This is a genomic window from Ruegeria sp. CJ6, assembly GCF_056536665.1.
In genome coordinates this window covers 266,384-280,573 of the sequence record NZ_JBQFQB010000005.1, presented here as the reverse complement: position 1 = coordinate 280,573, position 14,190 = coordinate 266,384, and the positions used below count along the sequence as shown (strand labels likewise).

The following is a 14,190-nucleotide window of genomic DNA, read 5'->3' as shown; positions in this document are numbered from 1 at the left end:
ATTGCCATGGAGATTCGACCGATAACCCCCCGCTACGCCGTCTCACCTCAGATCTCGGTGGAGGACGTGCCAGCCATTGCCGAGGCCGGTTTCGTCAAGGTGATCTGCAACCGTCCCAATACCGAAGTTCCGCCGGATCAGCAATCAGACGCCATCGGTCAAGCCGTTCGCGAGGCCGGGATGGAATATGAGGTTCTGGAGTTGACACACCAGACGATGACACCGGAAAACGTGGCGCTGCAACGCGATCTGGCCGAAAGCTGCAGCGGGCCGGTTCTGGCCTATTGCGCCTCTGGCACACGATGTTCGGTGGTCTGGGCGCTGGGACAGTGCGATCGGCTAAGCACGGATGAAATCCTCGATGCGACCGGAAAAGCGGGCTATGCGCTCGACGGGTTACGCCCGGCATTGGAACAGCTGCGAGGGCGTGGATAAGCCTCCTAGTCGCGGCCATTGCCTTCGGGCGCTGGCAGACCGGCGAGGTGCGAGATTTCCGTGACACGCTGCTCGGAACTGGCAGGCAACAAGTCGTCGGGTTCCAGGAGGGAATCCTCGGTCGTCAGATCATGCGCTACAATATCGTCATCAAGCGGGGACGACATCTCGTCATCCGGGGCCGAGGGCGTCAAGCTTGATTTGCTGGCCAGAAATCCGGCGCAGTCCTTGGCGGGCAACGCAGTAGGAGGGCCTTGTTCGTTGATCCGTACCGCACGCATTCCGCCGCACTGTCCCAGACGTCCGATGGCGGTTCGGGCACGATCGATTGACAGAACTTCAACCCCATCCACCCGCGCGCCTTGCAGCGACAGGACATCCCCGACGGACAATTCCGAAAGCGCTGTCAACGGCAAAGACAGGCGGCAGATCACGGTGTTCAGCTCAGCCCGAATTACCCCGGATGCCTGATCCAGATTCACCCCCGATTGGGTGATATCCGCAACCTGTTCCTGATCCGAGAGCGGGCGCTCGGGCAGCAGGATACAGACCTCGCCCTGACGCGGACCACCGGCAAGTTCGACCGTCAGATCAAACATGCGATAGACCTCATCCACCAGCGCCAGGTTCAGTGCGCGCCGACCTTCGGCGCGTGAGGTGAACTCATACCCGGACAGGCTGGCCATGTCTGCCGGGGACTCAACCAGTTTCAGCGCCCTGCTCAGCATATCCTCGATCAGAGGGGCGACCATGGCAGCGTCGGTGTCGGTAAACGCACGCTCGGGTGGTGGGTCAGAGGTGACCATGGCAATCGTTTGCTGCTGGACGATGGCAGAGACGCAACCCGGGTCCAGACAGGCCGCAGCCAGGCCGCCCTGATCCGAGGTAAACAGCAGCATCAACCACCCCTCATTCAGCCGGTCGGCGACATCTTCCTGCGCACGTACGGCCTGCTTTGCCCCGATGACCGACAGCGCCAGCCCCATGCTTTCGCCGGAGGCGCGTGCCAACCCCAGCCGCAAGGCGCGCAGGACCGAGCGGGGCGTGTCGGCACCGCATTGCCCCGCTGAAAGCTTTCGTGCCAGTGCTGATGTGGTCATGGCCCCGTTCCGCCGTTTGTCGATGCGATGACAATTTGTCTAACCCGGCGGAGGTTACGAATGTCTTTATGACGCCCTCATTGCGCGGCCTGACGAAAAGCCAGCGGAAGGCTGACGCGGAAGGCCGCCCCACCCTGCCCCGGCAGATAGGCAACTTCGCCGCCCAAGCGCTGCATAATCTCTCGGCAGATCGCCAGCCCCAACCCTGCCCCGCCTGCCTTGTCCGAGCCGACGCGGGCAAATTTCTCGAATACCATCGATTGCGCCTCGGCCGGGATACCACCACCGTTGTCGATGAAATCGATTACCACTTGCCCGCCGACATCATGGGCCGAGATGGTCAGCACCGGTTCAATGGCGTCGCAATATTTCTGGGCGTTGGAAATCAGGTTGATGAACACCTGCCCCAGCCGGTCGAGATCCGTGTGCAGCGGGATACGTTCACTTGCGCGCACCCGCCGTACGCCAATCTTTCGATCACTGCCCGCCAGCGCGCTTGAAACGGCGCGGTCCAGAACTTCGCTTAGGGTGGCTTCGCCCATGTTCAGGCTAACCTGGCCGCTTTCCAGCACGCTAAGGTCGAGCAGATCATCCAGTAGCCGGGTCAGACGCAGCGATTCATCATGTATGATCGCAGCATAGCGGATTTGTTCCTCGGCGCTGAGGCCATCGGTGTCGCGCATAATTTCGGAAAACGCCCGAATCGAGGTCATGGGCGTGCGCAATTCGTGGCTGACCTGGCTAAGAAACGCGTCTTTCTGTTTCGAGACTTGCGTAAGCTTGGCATTCGCCTCGCGCAATTGACGCGCTGTACGGCTGAGCTCAGTCGATTTCGCCTCAAGCTGGCTGGAATATTCCAACATCTGCGCGGACTCGTCGGCAACGGCCAACAGGTCTTCGACAGACACAGACGCCCCGCCAACGATCTGACCGATCATGGCATGGGCGGTTGCGGCCCCGACCGAGCCGCTGAGTTCACGTTCCAGCCGTTCCAGAAACTGCGGCGTGGGCTCGGGCAGTCGTCCGGGGCGACCATTCTGGCGCTCGGCTTCGGCTTGAAAGAACTCTTGCGCGGGAATAGTGCCCAGAATCCGCTGGGTCATGATCATCAGGTCTTCGCTTTGCGCAACCGAACCGGTCCAGCCACGGGCTGAAACTGAATGGTCAAATACATTTACGAATTGCGCACCCTGAAGGCGTTCCAGCGGGCTGGGGAAGCTGAGCATCGAGGCGACACAGAAGGCGATTGTATTCAGCGACAGCGACCACATGACCGTATGCACCATCGGGTCGATCCCTTCGATCCCGAACAACGCCTGCGGGCGCAGCCAGCCCCAGCCGAAGGGTCCGTTTTCAATCACCGATGCCGGGACAATGCCGCCACCCATGCCAGGCAGCAGCAGGGTGTAAATCCAGAGAAAGAACCCGACGCTGAGCCCGACCAACGCGCCAGTTCGGGTCGCTCCGCGCCAGAACAGGCCGCCCACCAGTGCGGGCAGAATCTGGGAAATCCCGGCAAAGGCCACCAGTCCGATCGAGGTCAGGGCAGCCCCGCCCCCCGAAAGCTGGAAGTAGAAATAGCCCAACGCCATGATCGCCGCGATCGAGACGCGCCGCGCCATCAGCACGACTGTTCGCACATCACCAGAGACCGACGCGGTGCCTTCCTGCGTATTCAGCCAGATCGGCATGACCACATGGTTCGAGACCATGGTTGACAGCGCCATCGCGGTAACGATCACCATTGATGTGGCCGAGGAAAACCCGCCGATGAACGACAGCATCGCCAACCAGTCATTGCCCTGCGACAGCGGCACGGTCAGCACAAACAGGTCGGGGTTCGAGCCTTCGGGCATCAGGTCCAACCCAACGACGGCGATGGGCACGACAAACAAGCTCATCAGCAGCAGGTAGAGCGGAAAGGCCCAGGCGGCGGTGCGCAGGTGGCTCTCATCGTCATTCTCGACCACCATGACCTGAAACATCCGCGGCAAGCAGACAAAGGCCGCCGCCGAAAGGAAAATGAAAGTGGTCCAGCGCCCGGCATCCACATGCCATTGGCCAATTTCCGAGGCATCGATCTGATCCATCATCGGCCCCAAGCCGCCAGCGACGCCCCAGACAACAAAGATGCCAACGGCCAGAAGGGCGAAGAGTTTCACCACAGATTCCAACGCAATAGCGGTAACAACGCCGTGGTGGCGCTCATTGGCATCCAGATTGCGCGTCCCGAAGAGGATCGCAAAGACGGCCAAGCCCGCCGCGACCCAGAACACACTGGAGCCTTCGCGATAGAGACCTGAGGGATCGGCCTCGGCAAAGATCGAAAAGGACAGCGTGATCGACTGCAATTGCAGCGCGATATAAGGTGTGCCGCCCAGAACGGCTAGAATGGTCACGCACACCGCCAGTGTGTTGGACTTGCCGTATCGTGACGAGATCAGGTCAGCGATCGACGTCACGCGCTGGCTGCGTCCGATGCGCACGAGTTTGCGCAGGCCCCACCACCAGCTGATCATCACCAGTGTAGGACCCAGATAGATGGTTACGAATTCAAGCCCAGAACGCGCGGCGTTGCCAACCGCGCCATAAAACGTCCATGCAGTGCAGTAGATCGACAGTGACAGGGTGTAGATCAGCGGGGAACGCAACCATTTCCCGCCGCCACGCGCAGCCAGCCGGTCCGCTGCGAAGGCGACACCGAACAGAAGAACCACATAGCCCAGACAGACCAGAATCAGGACATTCAGGGTTGCCATGTCTCGGCCTCGGGCTCGGCAGTCTCGCGCGCGGTCATGCGTTTGGCGACGAAGCCGAAGATCACGCTGATCAGGATCAGAACACCCCAGCACGCAAAGATGTAGAACATGGCCGTCGACAGCGACAGAGCCTCGGCGCCTGCGCTGTCATCCGGCCATAGAAGCGGCAGCGCGAGCATTGCGGCACCCAGAAAAGGCAGCAGCCGCGCTGCATCCGCCAGCCTGCGCCGACGATAGCTTTGCCGTTCCAGAAACAGGGACGGACGAACTGGCGAGGGCCGATCTTTGCCGTCGCCCGCGGAGCTCATAACTGAGACGCCTGCGCATGCAGGTCGCGCACCGCTGTCAGGACTTCGGTGTTCGAAAACGGCTTGGTCATGAATCGGCTGACCCCTGCCTGTTCGGCCATTTCACGATCCCGGGATTGCCCGCGCGCGGTCAGCATCAAAACCGGCAACGCCTTCATATCATCATGTTCGCGCAGATCACGCAGCACATCCATCCCGCTTTTTCCCGGCAACATCACATCCAGAATCACCAGATTGGGCCGCGCGGACAGAATCACCTGCACCGCATCCGTTCCCTCGGCATGGGTTTCAACCTGCCACCCCTCGCGTGTCAGCAGAAACCGGATCGCCTCGGTGATGTTGGGCTCATCCTCGATCAACAGAACCTTGCGGCTCATATTTGCATATCCTCCCCATGACGGATTGCACGTCCGGCCACCCGTCCAGCCCAGATTAAGCGCTGTGTCACGAAACTGTCAAAACCCTTCGCTCAGGATCGATGGCTCGCGCCGCGCGCTGCATTCGCGTTTCGGGCATATCCGACAACTGGCTCCGGCTTGCGCCGCGTTTTCCGCAGGCTGCACCGTGTCTTCGACCGGCAGCACCAGCATGACCGAACGATAGACCGGCTCGGCCCCGAATTCCTTAGCTGGCTGAGGGGTTGCGATTGCAAAACACTCAAACTCGGCAGCGGTTCGACCAAGCTGAACGACCCGTTTCCGGATCGGGACCAAGGGCCGATTCAAGGCGGTGAACAAGGGCCAGAGCGGACAGGCCTCGCCATGGCGCGGCAGGGCAAACCCCGGCGCGGGTTTAAAAAACAGAACGCTGCCGGAGGCGTCGCAAATCACCAAGCCAGCCGGACGCGCCAGCGTGCCTTCAGGCAGAAAGGCCAACCGTCGCAGCACCGTAGCAAGGTCCACTGAAAACACCGTCGCCAACGCCAGAGGATCGGGGTTTGCTGCATCCAGCGCGGCACACACCTGATCCAGCGGCATAGCGCGCGCGTCGGCGGCATAAAGGTCCAGCAACCCCGAGGCCACAGTGTTGGCTGCAGCGGAATCGAGCCCATCCAGCGGCACTTCGGTCAATTGCCCGCCGGCTTCGAGTTCCGGGAAATGATATCCTTGCTCGGCAAAAAACGCCTCGACCGCGTCCAGTGGGATACCGCGCAGATCGCGCTGCCCGTCGCTGTCATCCAGATAGGTCACCAGCGCTTTGGAACTTTCGGCCAGTCGCTCGGCATCCTGATGCAGGTTGCGATGGAAACGGTCGCGCCATTCCGGTTCGATCTCTCCCGGTTCAGCCAAGATTGCAGCTGTTGAGCGGATGGCGGCGGCGGTCGACAGCACCTCGTGCATTGAGGCCGCCAGATGCGGGTCATGGGTCAGTCGGTCGGAAAGAACTTCGACAGTGCGCTCCAGCGACACTACGCGGCGATGCATCTGCGCCAGAACACCCGACCAACCGGGAAAGCGGCCGGCGAATTCTTCCAGCCCGTCCACCTCGGCCTTTTGACCGACTGCATCCGCCGCGGCTTCGCGCAGAGCGGCGATGAGCGTCTCTTCGATCCCTTGTGTCAGCAGCGACGGCTCGACGGACAAAGCCGCCGCGATATCGACAAGCAGTTTGCCCCCAATGCGGCGGCGGTTGTGCTCGATCAGGTTCAGATACGATGCCGAAATCCCCACCTGCCGCGCCAGCTCCGCCTGTCGCAGCCCAGAGATTTGCCGTCTTTCGCGTATCCGGCTGCCGGTCAGCGTGTCGCGCATGGCGTTTAGATCCTTGGCTGTTGCGGCTGGATTTGCAGATTAACTAAGTATTTATTATCTGTTGCCGACTAATTTTCAAAGAAGATTTACAACTTTGACAACGGCCAGAGAAAGAAACCCGCCCTTTCCTGCCGCCCACCCTTCTCTTTCGACGCAATACCCGTCACCATAAGAACATGAGCGATCCCGCCTTTGAATACGCCCCCATCGGCCTTGTTGAGCTTGAGAACCGCATCATCCGACGGTGCAATCTGCAATTTGCGCGGACCTTTGGCGGGGATGAGATTGACTATCGCAACATGCCCCTGCTGCATCTTTATCCTTCGGTCGCCGATTGGGAACGGATCGGCGCGCGTAGTCTGCAGGTGATGCGCGATACAGGCTATTACACAGACGAACGGGTGATGCGGCGACGCGACGGTGACCTGTTCTGGTGCCGCGCGCGGGGGCGTTCGCTGACGCCAGACGATCCGTTCCGGCACGGGATATGGAGCTTTTCGGACATCTCGGAAGAGCGCCCCTTGGTGCAATTGACAACCCGCGAACGCGAAGTGGCCATCCTGTCATGCCGGGGTTTATCCGCGAAGGAAATTGGCGTTGAACTTGGGCTAAGTTACCGCACGATCGAGGCCTATCGCGCCCGACTTTTGGAAAAATACGGAGCCCGCAAGCTACCAGAACTGGTCGCAAAATTGTCTGGAACGCCGCTGTAATCGCGACAGCCCTCGTAATTCGCGCAAAAACCCCCATTTGGCAGGCTTAGACGGCGCTTTTCATGGCCGTCTGCATGGCTTATAACCCTGCGTAATCAAACCAAGCCCGCAGCAAACAGACGGGCATAGGGGAACCTTCGAGGACACTCATGACAGATACCAAACACGAAGCGGATGTCGCGTTTATCAAGGCACTGGCCGAACTGCTGCGCGAGAATGACCTGACCGAATTGCAAGTCAAGCGCGAGTATGGCGAGGAAGACAGCCTGAATGTCCGTGTCAGCCGCATGTCGCAGACCGTGGCCGCGCCGGTTCAGGTTGCGGTTCCTGCGGCTGCACCGGTTGCCGCACCTGCTGCCGCGCCGGCCGCTGCCGAAGCGCCCGCTGCCGTGGATGATCCCGCCAGCCATCCAGGCGCTGTGACCTCGCCCATGGTAGGCACGGTTTACATGCAACCGGAACCGGGCGCGCCTGCGTTTATCTCGGTCGGTGCATCGGTCTCGGAAGGTGACACGCTATTGATTGTCGAAGCCATGAAGACAATGAACCACATCCACGCACCCAAGTCGGGCACCATCAAACGCATTCTGGTCGGCGATGGTGATGCTGTGGAATTCGGCACGCCTCTAGTCATCGTTGAGTAAGGCGGGCCCATGTTCGACAAAATCCTGATTGCCAACCGAGGCGAGATCGCCCTGCGTGTGATCCGTGCTGCGCGCGAGATGGGGATCAAGACGGTTGCCGTGCACTCCACCGCCGACAGCGATGCGATGCATGTGCGCATGGCGGACGAATCGGTCTGCATCGGCCCCCCGCCCAGCCCGCAAAGCTATCTGTCGGTGCCCGCGATCATCTCGGCCTGTGAAATCACTGGCGCGCAGGCGATCCATCCCGGCTATGGCTTCCTGTCCGAGAATGCCGAGTTCGTGCAGATCGTCGAAGATCACGGCATTACCTTCATCGGACCCACCGCCGACCATATTCGTGTCATGGGTGACAAGATCACCGCCAAGGACACGATGAAGGAACTGGGTGTCCCTTGTGTTCCGGGTTCTGACGGCGGCGTTCCCACGCTGGCCGACGCCAAGCGCATTGGTGAAGAGTTCGGCTATCCCGTCATCATCAAGGCAACCGCCGGTGGCGGCGGTCGCGGCATGAAGGTGGCACAAAACGCCGATGAGATGGAAAGCGCCTTCATGACCGCACGCGCCGAGGGCAAGGCCGCCTTTGGCAATGACGAGGTCTATATCGAGAAATATCTGACCACCCCGCGCCATATCGAGATTCAGGTCTTCGGCGATGGCAAGGGAAAGGCAGTGCATTTGGGCGAACGCGACTGTTCGCTGCAGCGCCGCCACCAGAAGGTGTTCGAAGAGGCCCCCGGCCCCAGTATCACGCCGGAAGAACGCGCCAAGATCGGTAAGATCTGTGCCGATGCGGTCGCCAAGATCAACTATATCGGCGCAGGCACCATCGAGTTCCTTTATGAAAACGGCGAGTTCTATTTCATCGAGATGAACACGCGTCTACAAGTGGAACACCCCGTGACCGAAGGTATCTTCGGCGTCGATCTGGTGCGCGAACAAATCCGCGTCGCCGCTGGTGAGGACATGTCGTTCGGTCAGGACGATCTTGAGATCAATGGCCACGCCATCGAGGTTCGCATCAACGCGGAAAAACTGCCGAACTTCTCGCCCTGCCCGGGCAAGATTACGGCCTATCACGCGCCAGGTGGTCTGGGCGTGCGGATGGATTCCGCGCTCTATGACGGCTATTCGATCCCGCCGTATTACGACTCGTTGATCGCCAAACTGATTGTTCAGGGCCGTGACCGGGCTGAAGCTTTGGCCCGTCTGGAACGTGCTTTGGGCGAGTTGATCGTCGACGGTATCGACACCACCGTGCCGCTGTTCCACGCCCTGCTGCAGGAACCTGACCTGCACAGCGGCGAGTACAACATCCACTGGCTGGAGCACTGGCTTGCGGAGAACATGGCCTAATCTGACCAAAGGGCCGAAGGATAACCCCCCTTCGGCCCCGAGGCACCCGGCATGAGCCTTTCCCCTGAACTTCTGCTCCATGGCTATTCCATCGGCATTTTTCCGATGGCCGAGCATCGCGACGACCCCGAGTTGTTCTGGGTCGACCCGAAGTTTCGCGGCGTGTTCCCCCTGGATGGGTTCCACATCTCCCGCAGCCTAGCGCGGCGTATCCGGACCTGTGGGTTTTCGGTAAGCATCAATCGCGATTTTGCGGGCGTCGTGGATGGCTGCGCCGACCGATCGGATACCTGGATCAATCCCGAACTGCGCCGTCTGTATCAGGAACTACACCGGACCGGCCGCGCGCATTCACTCGAAGTCTGGGACGGCGCTTCACTGATTGGCGGCGTTTACGGCGTAGTCCTCGGCGCGGCCTTTTTTGGCGAAAGCATGTTCTCGCGTCGCACGGACGCATCGAAGATTGCACTTGCCTATCTGGTGGATCGACTGCGCCAAACCGGGTTCACGCTGTTCGATACGCAGTTTCTGACGGCGCATCTGGCCTCGTTAGGCGCGATCGAGATCCCGCGTGCGGTTTATCATAGCGAATTGAAACAAGCGCTTGACCTGAAAGCAGATTTCACCGCTGATCTGCAGCAGACCCCTCAGGGTGTGATACAACGTATCACCCAGACATCGTAGCGGGCGTGATCCAACGCGTTCAGCGCGGGTGAGGTCGCAATCATCCAGCCATCAAACAGCTGCTGCGCCTTACCCTGTTCCCAGATGGTCAGATAGGCAAAGGCGTCACCTGTCGGGTTTTCGGCTGGATAGCGACAATCACCCAGCGCGACATCCAGACCAAAGACCGACGTGGTCTCGCCGTTCTGCATTTCGATGTCCACCGTCTGCCCGCTGACCTTGTCCAACCCGCGCAACATTGCGCCGGGGCCGGATTCGACCTTTTGCTGCGCAGCAGCTCCGGTTGCGGTGACCATCAGAGCCACCAGTGCAGCGCGGATCATTCGCTTCCGTCCCCGGCCACGAATTTGACCAGCAACGAGATCAGGCTGACCGCGCCTTGCGTATCGGTAATCTCATCACCCGCCTCAAAATAGAACGGGGAACCGCCCGGCATAACCTCAACAAAGTTGCCACCCAGCAAGCCTTCGGAAGAAATCACAGCGGCGCTATCGTCTGGAATAAGAATACCATCTGCCACGGAAAATCGGGTGTCCGCGCGGTACGTATCAGAGTTTAGCGTAACGCCGGTCACCGTCCCGATCTTGACCCCGGCAAGGCGTACATCCGTGCCAACGCCCACACCTTCGAGCGAGCGGAAAGACGCGCCCAGCTCGTATCCTGCGCCGGATTGAGACAGGCCTGTGGATTGGCTGGCGTAGACACCGAACGCAATGGCGCAGGCCAGCACGGCACCGCCGACGATAACTTCGGTCTTCGTATGATTAGACATCTGGCCTCGCTTATTCCGGGCTCCACGCCTCGTAATCGCTACGTTCAACCGGATCGGCACGACGCAGAGAACCTGCAGGTGCATAGGCCAGCGCGGTGCCGGTCAGATTCTCCTGATGCGGTTTTTCCCAGGACTTGTGCGCCAGAGGTTTATCGGTTGGCGGTTCATCCCATGTGCGGTGCAGCCAGCCATGCCAATCGGGATCGATCCGGCTGGCCTCGGCTTCGCCATTGAAAATCACCCAGCGCTTGCTGTCGTCGGCATTGCGATAGAACACGTTGCCCTCGTCGTCCTCACCGACCTTGATCCCCTTGCGCGCAGTGTAGAATTGCGTGTTCAGGGTGGCCCCGTTCCACCAGGTCACGGCCCGCAAAAGACTGTTCAGGATTCCCATCGGCTGCCTCCGGCATTTCTGTCCCCGAAGATATGGACCAAAGGCACGCTAAGGTCCAGTACTGCCAGCGCTACCTGCGTCATTCCGGCAGGATAGCGGTGACTTCAATTTCAATCCGGTATTTCGGATCGATCAATCCGCATTCGATCATCGTCGCCGCAGGAGGGTTCGCGCCAAAGGTTTCGGCCAGAATGGGCCAGCAAGGTTCAAATTCGGTTCGATCCGGCAGCATATAAGTGATGCGCACGACATCAGAGAATGAAGCACCCGCCTCGGCCAGCGCGTTTTCGATGATAGACAGCGCCGAGCGGCATTGCTCCACGACCGTTTCACCTTGCCCAACAGTTCCCGCGATATGAACCCAGCCACCCGCGACAACCGCGCGGCAATAGCCAACCTTGGCTTCAAACTCACCACCCGAAGAGATACGTCTTACTGTCATCGTGTCCTCAAACGAAAACGGCGCGGGCATTGCCGCGCCGTGTGTGCATCAATCTATGCGGTTCAACCCGCCGAAGCCGATTCCGCCGCGTCTGCGTAGATGATCAAAGGCTGAGAATCCGACGTCACAGCCTCTTCGTTGACCACAACTTCGGTCACGTTCTTCATGCCCGGCAGTTCGAACATTGTATCCAGCAGGATGTCTTCCAGGATAGAACGCAGACCACGTGCACCGGTTTTACGCTCGATCGCTTTCTTGGCGATCGCCTTCAACGCATCATCGGTAAAGGCCAGTTCCGCATCTTCCAACTCAAACAACCGCTGGTATTGCTTGACCAGAGCGTTCTTCGGGCTGGTCAGGATGGTGACCAAAGCGTCTTCGTCCAGATCTTCCAGCGTCGCCAGAACCGGCAGTCGGCCGACGAATTCGGGGATCAGGCCAAATTTCAGCAGGTCTTCGGGTTCCAGATCCTTGAAGATCTCGCCCACGCCGCGCTCGTCATTGTCACGCACGTCGGCACCAAAGCCCATGGCCGAGCCTTTGCCACGCTGTGCAATGATCTTGTCTAGTCCGGCGAATGCGCCACCACAGATGAACAGGATGTTGGTGGTATCCACCTGCAGGAATTCCTGCTGCGGATGTTTGCGCCCACCCTGCGGAGGAACGCTGGCCACGGTGCCTTCCATCAGTTTCAGCAGGGCCTGCTGAACGCCCTCGCCCGATACGTCGCGGGTGATCGAAGGGTTTTCAGACTTGCGGGTGATCTTATCGACCTCGTCAATATAGACGATGCCGCGCTGTGCGCGTTCGACATTGTACTCGCTGGCCTGCAGCAGTTTGAGGATGATGTTTTCAACATCTTCACCCACATAACCGGCTTCGGTAAGCGTGGTTGCGTCCGCCATCGTAAACGGCACGTCAAGAATCCGCGCCAGCGTTTGCGCCAGCAGGGTTTTGCCGCAGCCGGTGGGGCCAATCAGCAAGATGTTGGATTTTGCCAGTTCTATATCGCTGCCCGCTTTCTGGGCATGATTGAGACGCTTGTAGTGGTTGTGTACCGCAACCGACAGCACCCGCTTGGCGGTGGCCTGACCGATCACATAGTCATCCAGCACTTCGCAGATATCCTTGGGTGTTGGCACACCGTCCGAGGATTTCAGACCGCTGGCCTTGGTTTCCTCGCGAATGATATCCATGCACAGCTCGACACACTCATCGCAGATGAACACGGTCGGGCCTGCGATCAGCTTACGCACCTCATGCTGGCTTTTGCCGCAAAAGCTGCAATAGAGCGTGTTCTTGCCGTCACCGCCTGAATTCGTCGCCATGCTTTACCCCTCGGGCTCCGTCTCAGCGGCCCCTCTCAAGGGCCGCGCTTGCCGTATATGCCTGCAGCTTAGGCCAGCGTTCTGGCAGCTACAATCTCAAAATCATCCCTCACGCCGGACGCGCGCGGATTTGAACCTAGGCCTCGTCACCATCCATCTTGGCGCGGTTCTCGACGATCTCGTCGATATGGCCCCAATCCTTGGCCTCTTCCGGGCTCATGAAATTGTCACGATCCAGCGCCTTTTCAACCGCCTTTTTGGTCTGCCCGGTATGGCGCACATAGATGTCATACAGGCGATCTTTCAGCTTTTGCGTCTCGGCCGCGTGGATCATGATGTCGCTCGCCTGGCCCTGATAACCGCCGCTGGGCTGGTGCACCATGATCCGGCTGTTAGGCAGCGAAAAGCGCATTCCCTTCTCGCCCCCGGCCAGCAGAACCGAACCCATCGACGCCGCCTGACCGATCACCAATGTGGAACATTTCGGCTTGATATACTGCATTGTGTCGTAAATCGACAAACCACTGGTGACCACGCCACCGGGAGAGTTGATGTAGATCGAGATTTCCTTGTTCGGATTTTCCGCCTCAAGGTGCAGCAGCTGAGCGACCACCAAATGGCTCATACCGTCATGGATGGGGCCGTTGATGAAAATGATCCGCTCTTTCAGAAGGCGCGAGAAGATGTCGTATGCGCGCTCGCCCCGGCTGGTCTGCTCGACGACCATGGGGACGAGTGTGTTCATATATGTATCAACTGGATCGAACATTCGGAACCTGCCTGTTTTGCGATGGATCGGGACATTACCCGAAGAGTAGTTACCCGAGTCTTAGTGCCGCCACAGGGGGGCTGCAAGGGGGGCCGAACGTTCCCACGAATTCCGTCTACCTGCACGACCCGAATGCACACGCCGCTACAGGTCGGTTGACGGATTGCGCGGAAACGTGCTGGTTACATCACGCTATTTTGATCCATGCATATGGAAATACATGCCTGGAAATTGTACCAAGAGTTCTCGCTGCGGATGCGGCGCCGGTCAGGCGTCGGGATTCGGCGGCACTAACGAGGGAATACGATCATGGCTTTTCCGCAAATGACCGAGGATATGTCACACGGCGACCTTGACCGGATGGTTGAAAACGCAACGCGCGCGTCGAACTTTCTGAAAGCCATAAGCCACGAAGGGCGTTTGATGATCCTGTGTCACCTCGTCTCGGGCGAGAAATCCGTTACTGAACTGGAACAATTGCTATCGGCCCGCCAAGCCGCCGTTTCTCAGCAACTGTCGCGGCTCAGACTTGAGGGGCTGGTTGTTCCTCGTCGCGAAGGCAAGGCGATATACTACCGGCTGGCAGATGATCGACCAGCCCGAATACTGGAAGTGGTGTACGAACTGTTTTGCGCTCAGGATGCGACCTGAGTCTAGTTTTTAGCCCTTCGAAATCGGCCATGCAAAACCTGTAGCTATGGCCCGGGAAAGCTGCTAGTCAATTCGAAACAAGCA

Annotated in this window: 17 protein-coding genes; 6 read left to right on the top strand and 11 right to left on the bottom strand. The window is 59.4% G+C overall.

Annotation, left to right across the window (positions count from 1 at the left end; genetic code table 11):
• The first annotated feature begins 6 nt into the window (after nt 1–6).
• Nucleotides 7–435, top strand: a complete 429-nt coding sequence (locus tag ACR0BT_RS16160; protein ID WP_170397163.1) for a protein tyrosine phosphatase family protein — start codon at nt 7–9, stop codon at nt 433–435.
• Between the two features lie 5 nt (nt 436–440).
• Here the strand turns inward: ACR0BT_RS16160 and ACR0BT_RS16155 are convergent, their stop codons facing one another.
• The 5 genes from ACR0BT_RS16155 to ACR0BT_RS16135 form a co-directional block, all read right to left on the bottom strand.
• Entirely contained in the window at nt 441–1,535 is a 1,095-nt protein-coding gene (locus tag ACR0BT_RS16155) for a FliM/FliN family flagellar motor C-terminal domain-containing protein (RefSeq protein ID WP_480763587.1), read from the bottom strand.
• A 77-nt stretch (nt 1,536–1,612) separates the two neighbouring features.
• Nucleotides 1,613–4,294: an ATP-binding protein gene (locus ACR0BT_RS16150; protein WP_170397168.1), complete on the bottom strand. Its 2,682-nt coding sequence runs from the start codon at nt 4,292–4,294 to the stop codon at nt 1,613–1,615.
• Nucleotides 4,282–4,602 (bottom strand): hypothetical protein, encoded by a 321-nt coding sequence (locus tag ACR0BT_RS16145; RefSeq protein WP_170397170.1) that lies wholly within the window; start codon nt 4,600–4,602, stop codon nt 4,282–4,284. Before ACR0BT_RS16145 ends, ACR0BT_RS16150 begins: the two co-directional genes overlap by 13 nt.
• Nucleotides 4,599–4,979, bottom strand: a complete 381-nt coding sequence (locus ACR0BT_RS16140; protein WP_170397172.1) for a response regulator transcription factor — start codon at nt 4,977–4,979, stop codon at nt 4,599–4,601. The genes ACR0BT_RS16145 and ACR0BT_RS16140 overlap by 4 nt, the downstream gene beginning before the upstream one ends.
• Nucleotides 4,980–5,057: 78 nt before the next feature.
• Nucleotides 5,058–6,353, bottom strand: a complete 1,296-nt coding sequence (locus ACR0BT_RS16135) for a helix-turn-helix transcriptional regulator (RefSeq protein WP_170397174.1) — start codon at nt 6,351–6,353, stop codon at nt 5,058–5,060.
• 176 nt (nt 6,354–6,529) lie between these two features.
• Here ACR0BT_RS16135 and ACR0BT_RS16130 point away from each other — a divergent pair, with 176 nt between their 5' ends.
• The 4 genes from ACR0BT_RS16130 (at nt 6,530) to aat (ending at nt 9,750) form a co-directional block, all read left to right on the top strand.
• Complete coding sequence (locus tag ACR0BT_RS16130) at nt 6,530–7,066, top strand: LuxR C-terminal-related transcriptional regulator (protein ID WP_170799917.1); 537 nt, start codon at nt 6,530–6,532, stop codon at nt 7,064–7,066.
• A 149-nt stretch (nt 7,067–7,215) separates the two neighbouring features.
• The gene (accB, locus tag ACR0BT_RS16125) at nt 7,216–7,710 is read left to right on the top strand and encodes an acetyl-CoA carboxylase biotin carboxyl carrier protein (protein ID WP_170397178.1); all 495 of its coding nucleotides are present in this window, start codon (nt 7,216–7,218) and stop codon (nt 7,708–7,710) included.
• A gap of 9 nt (nt 7,711–7,719) precedes the next feature.
• On the top strand, nt 7,720–9,066 hold the full coding sequence (gene accC / locus ACR0BT_RS16120; RefSeq protein WP_170466082.1) for an acetyl-CoA carboxylase biotin carboxylase subunit: 1,347 nt from the start codon (nt 7,720–7,722) through the stop codon (nt 9,064–9,066).
• A gap of 51 nt (nt 9,067–9,117) precedes the next feature.
• Nucleotides 9,118–9,750: a leucyl/phenylalanyl-tRNA--protein transferase gene (gene aat / locus ACR0BT_RS16115; protein WP_170663837.1), complete on the top strand. Its 633-nt coding sequence runs from the start codon at nt 9,118–9,120 to the stop codon at nt 9,748–9,750.
• Here the strand turns inward: aat and ACR0BT_RS16110 are convergent.
• From ACR0BT_RS16110 to ACR0BT_RS16085, 6 genes are all read right to left on the bottom strand, one after another.
• Nucleotides 9,714–10,073 (bottom strand): DUF2155 domain-containing protein, encoded by a 360-nt coding sequence (locus ACR0BT_RS16110; RefSeq protein WP_170466088.1) that lies wholly within the window; start codon nt 10,071–10,073, stop codon nt 9,714–9,716. The genes aat and ACR0BT_RS16110 overlap by 37 nt on opposite strands.
• Nucleotides 10,070–10,522, bottom strand: a complete 453-nt coding sequence (gene mlaD / locus ACR0BT_RS16105) for an outer membrane lipid asymmetry maintenance protein MlaD (RefSeq protein ID WP_170466091.1) — start codon at nt 10,520–10,522, stop codon at nt 10,070–10,072. Before mlaD ends, ACR0BT_RS16110 begins: the two co-directional genes overlap by 4 nt.
• Before the next feature lie 10 nt (nt 10,523–10,532).
• Nucleotides 10,533–10,916, bottom strand: coding sequence for an NADH:ubiquinone oxidoreductase subunit NDUFA12 (locus tag ACR0BT_RS16100; RefSeq protein WP_010443266.1), 384 nt, complete (start codon nt 10,914–10,916; stop codon nt 10,533–10,535).
• Between the two features lie 79 nt (nt 10,917–10,995).
• Nucleotides 10,996–11,358 carry a RidA family protein gene (locus tag ACR0BT_RS16095; protein WP_170663838.1) on the bottom strand — a complete coding sequence of 121 codons (363 nt, stop codon included), beginning with the start codon at nt 11,356–11,358 and terminating at the stop codon, nt 10,996–10,998.
• 62 nt (nt 11,359–11,420) lie between these two features.
• A complete protein-coding gene (gene clpX / locus ACR0BT_RS16090) occupies nt 11,421–12,686 on the bottom strand; it encodes an ATP-dependent Clp protease ATP-binding subunit ClpX (protein ID WP_170397188.1) in 1,266 nt (421 codons plus the stop codon).
• 136 nt (nt 12,687–12,822) lie between these two features.
• Entirely contained in the window at nt 12,823–13,455 is a 633-nt protein-coding gene (locus tag ACR0BT_RS16085) for an ATP-dependent Clp protease proteolytic subunit (protein WP_039970058.1), read from the bottom strand.
• Between the two features lie 309 nt (nt 13,456–13,764).
• Between ACR0BT_RS16085 and ACR0BT_RS16080 the strand changes: the two genes are divergently transcribed.
• On the top strand, nt 13,765–14,106 hold the full coding sequence (locus ACR0BT_RS16080; RefSeq protein ID WP_480763586.1) for an ArsR/SmtB family transcription factor: 342 nt from the start codon (nt 13,765–13,767) through the stop codon (nt 14,104–14,106).
• Nucleotides 14,107–14,190 lie beyond the last annotated feature (84 nt).

What these genes read in the sequence shown, in the direction of transcription:
- ACR0BT_RS16150 (WP_170397168.1), bottom strand. Translation starts at nt 4,294, where the DNA reads ATGGCAACCCTGAATGTCCTGATTCTGGTCTGTCTGGGCTATGTGGTT.
- ACR0BT_RS16110 (WP_170466088.1), bottom strand. Translation starts at nt 10,073, where the DNA reads ATGATCCGCGCTGCACTGGTGGCTCTGATGGTCACCGCAACCGGAGCT.
- ACR0BT_RS16080 (WP_480763586.1), top strand. Translation starts at nt 13,765, where the DNA reads ATGGCTTTTCCGCAAATGACCGAGGATATGTCACACGGCGACCTTGAC.
- mlaD (WP_170466091.1), bottom strand. Translation starts at nt 10,522, where the DNA reads ATGTCTAATCATACGAAGACCGAAGTTATCGTCGGCGGTGCCGTGCTG.
- ACR0BT_RS16160 (WP_170397163.1), top strand. Translation starts at nt 7, where the DNA reads ATGGAGATTCGACCGATAACCCCCCGCTACGCCGTCTCACCTCAGATC.
- aat (WP_170663837.1), top strand. Translation starts at nt 9,118, where the DNA reads ATGAGCCTTTCCCCTGAACTTCTGCTCCATGGCTATTCCATCGGCATT.
- ACR0BT_RS16145 (WP_170397170.1), bottom strand. Translation starts at nt 4,602, where the DNA reads ATGAGCTCCGCGGGCGACGGCAAAGATCGGCCCTCGCCAGTTCGTCCG.
- ACR0BT_RS16095 (WP_170663838.1), bottom strand. Translation starts at nt 11,358, where the DNA reads ATGACAGTAAGACGTATCTCTTCGGGTGGTGAGTTTGAAGCCAAGGTT.
- accC (WP_170466082.1), top strand. Translation starts at nt 7,720, where the DNA reads ATGTTCGACAAAATCCTGATTGCCAACCGAGGCGAGATCGCCCTGCGT.
- accB (WP_170397178.1), top strand. Translation starts at nt 7,216, where the DNA reads ATGACAGATACCAAACACGAAGCGGATGTCGCGTTTATCAAGGCACTG.
- ACR0BT_RS16100 (WP_010443266.1), bottom strand. Translation starts at nt 10,916, where the DNA reads ATGGGAATCCTGAACAGTCTTTTGCGGGCCGTGACCTGGTGGAACGGG.
- ACR0BT_RS16135 (WP_170397174.1), bottom strand. Translation starts at nt 6,353, where the DNA reads ATGCGCGACACGCTGACCGGCAGCCGGATACGCGAAAGACGGCAAATC.
- clpX (WP_170397188.1), bottom strand. Translation starts at nt 12,686, where the DNA reads ATGGCGACGAATTCAGGCGGTGACGGCAAGAACACGCTCTATTGCAGC.
- ACR0BT_RS16130 (WP_170799917.1), top strand. Translation starts at nt 6,530, where the DNA reads ATGAGCGATCCCGCCTTTGAATACGCCCCCATCGGCCTTGTTGAGCTT.
- ACR0BT_RS16155 (WP_480763587.1), bottom strand. Translation starts at nt 1,535, where the DNA reads ATGACCACATCAGCACTGGCACGAAAGCTTTCAGCGGGGCAATGCGGT.
- ACR0BT_RS16140 (WP_170397172.1), bottom strand. Translation starts at nt 4,979, where the DNA reads ATGAGCCGCAAGGTTCTGTTGATCGAGGATGAGCCCAACATCACCGAG.
- ACR0BT_RS16085 (WP_039970058.1), bottom strand. Translation starts at nt 13,455, where the DNA reads ATGTTCGATCCAGTTGATACATATATGAACACACTCGTCCCCATGGTC.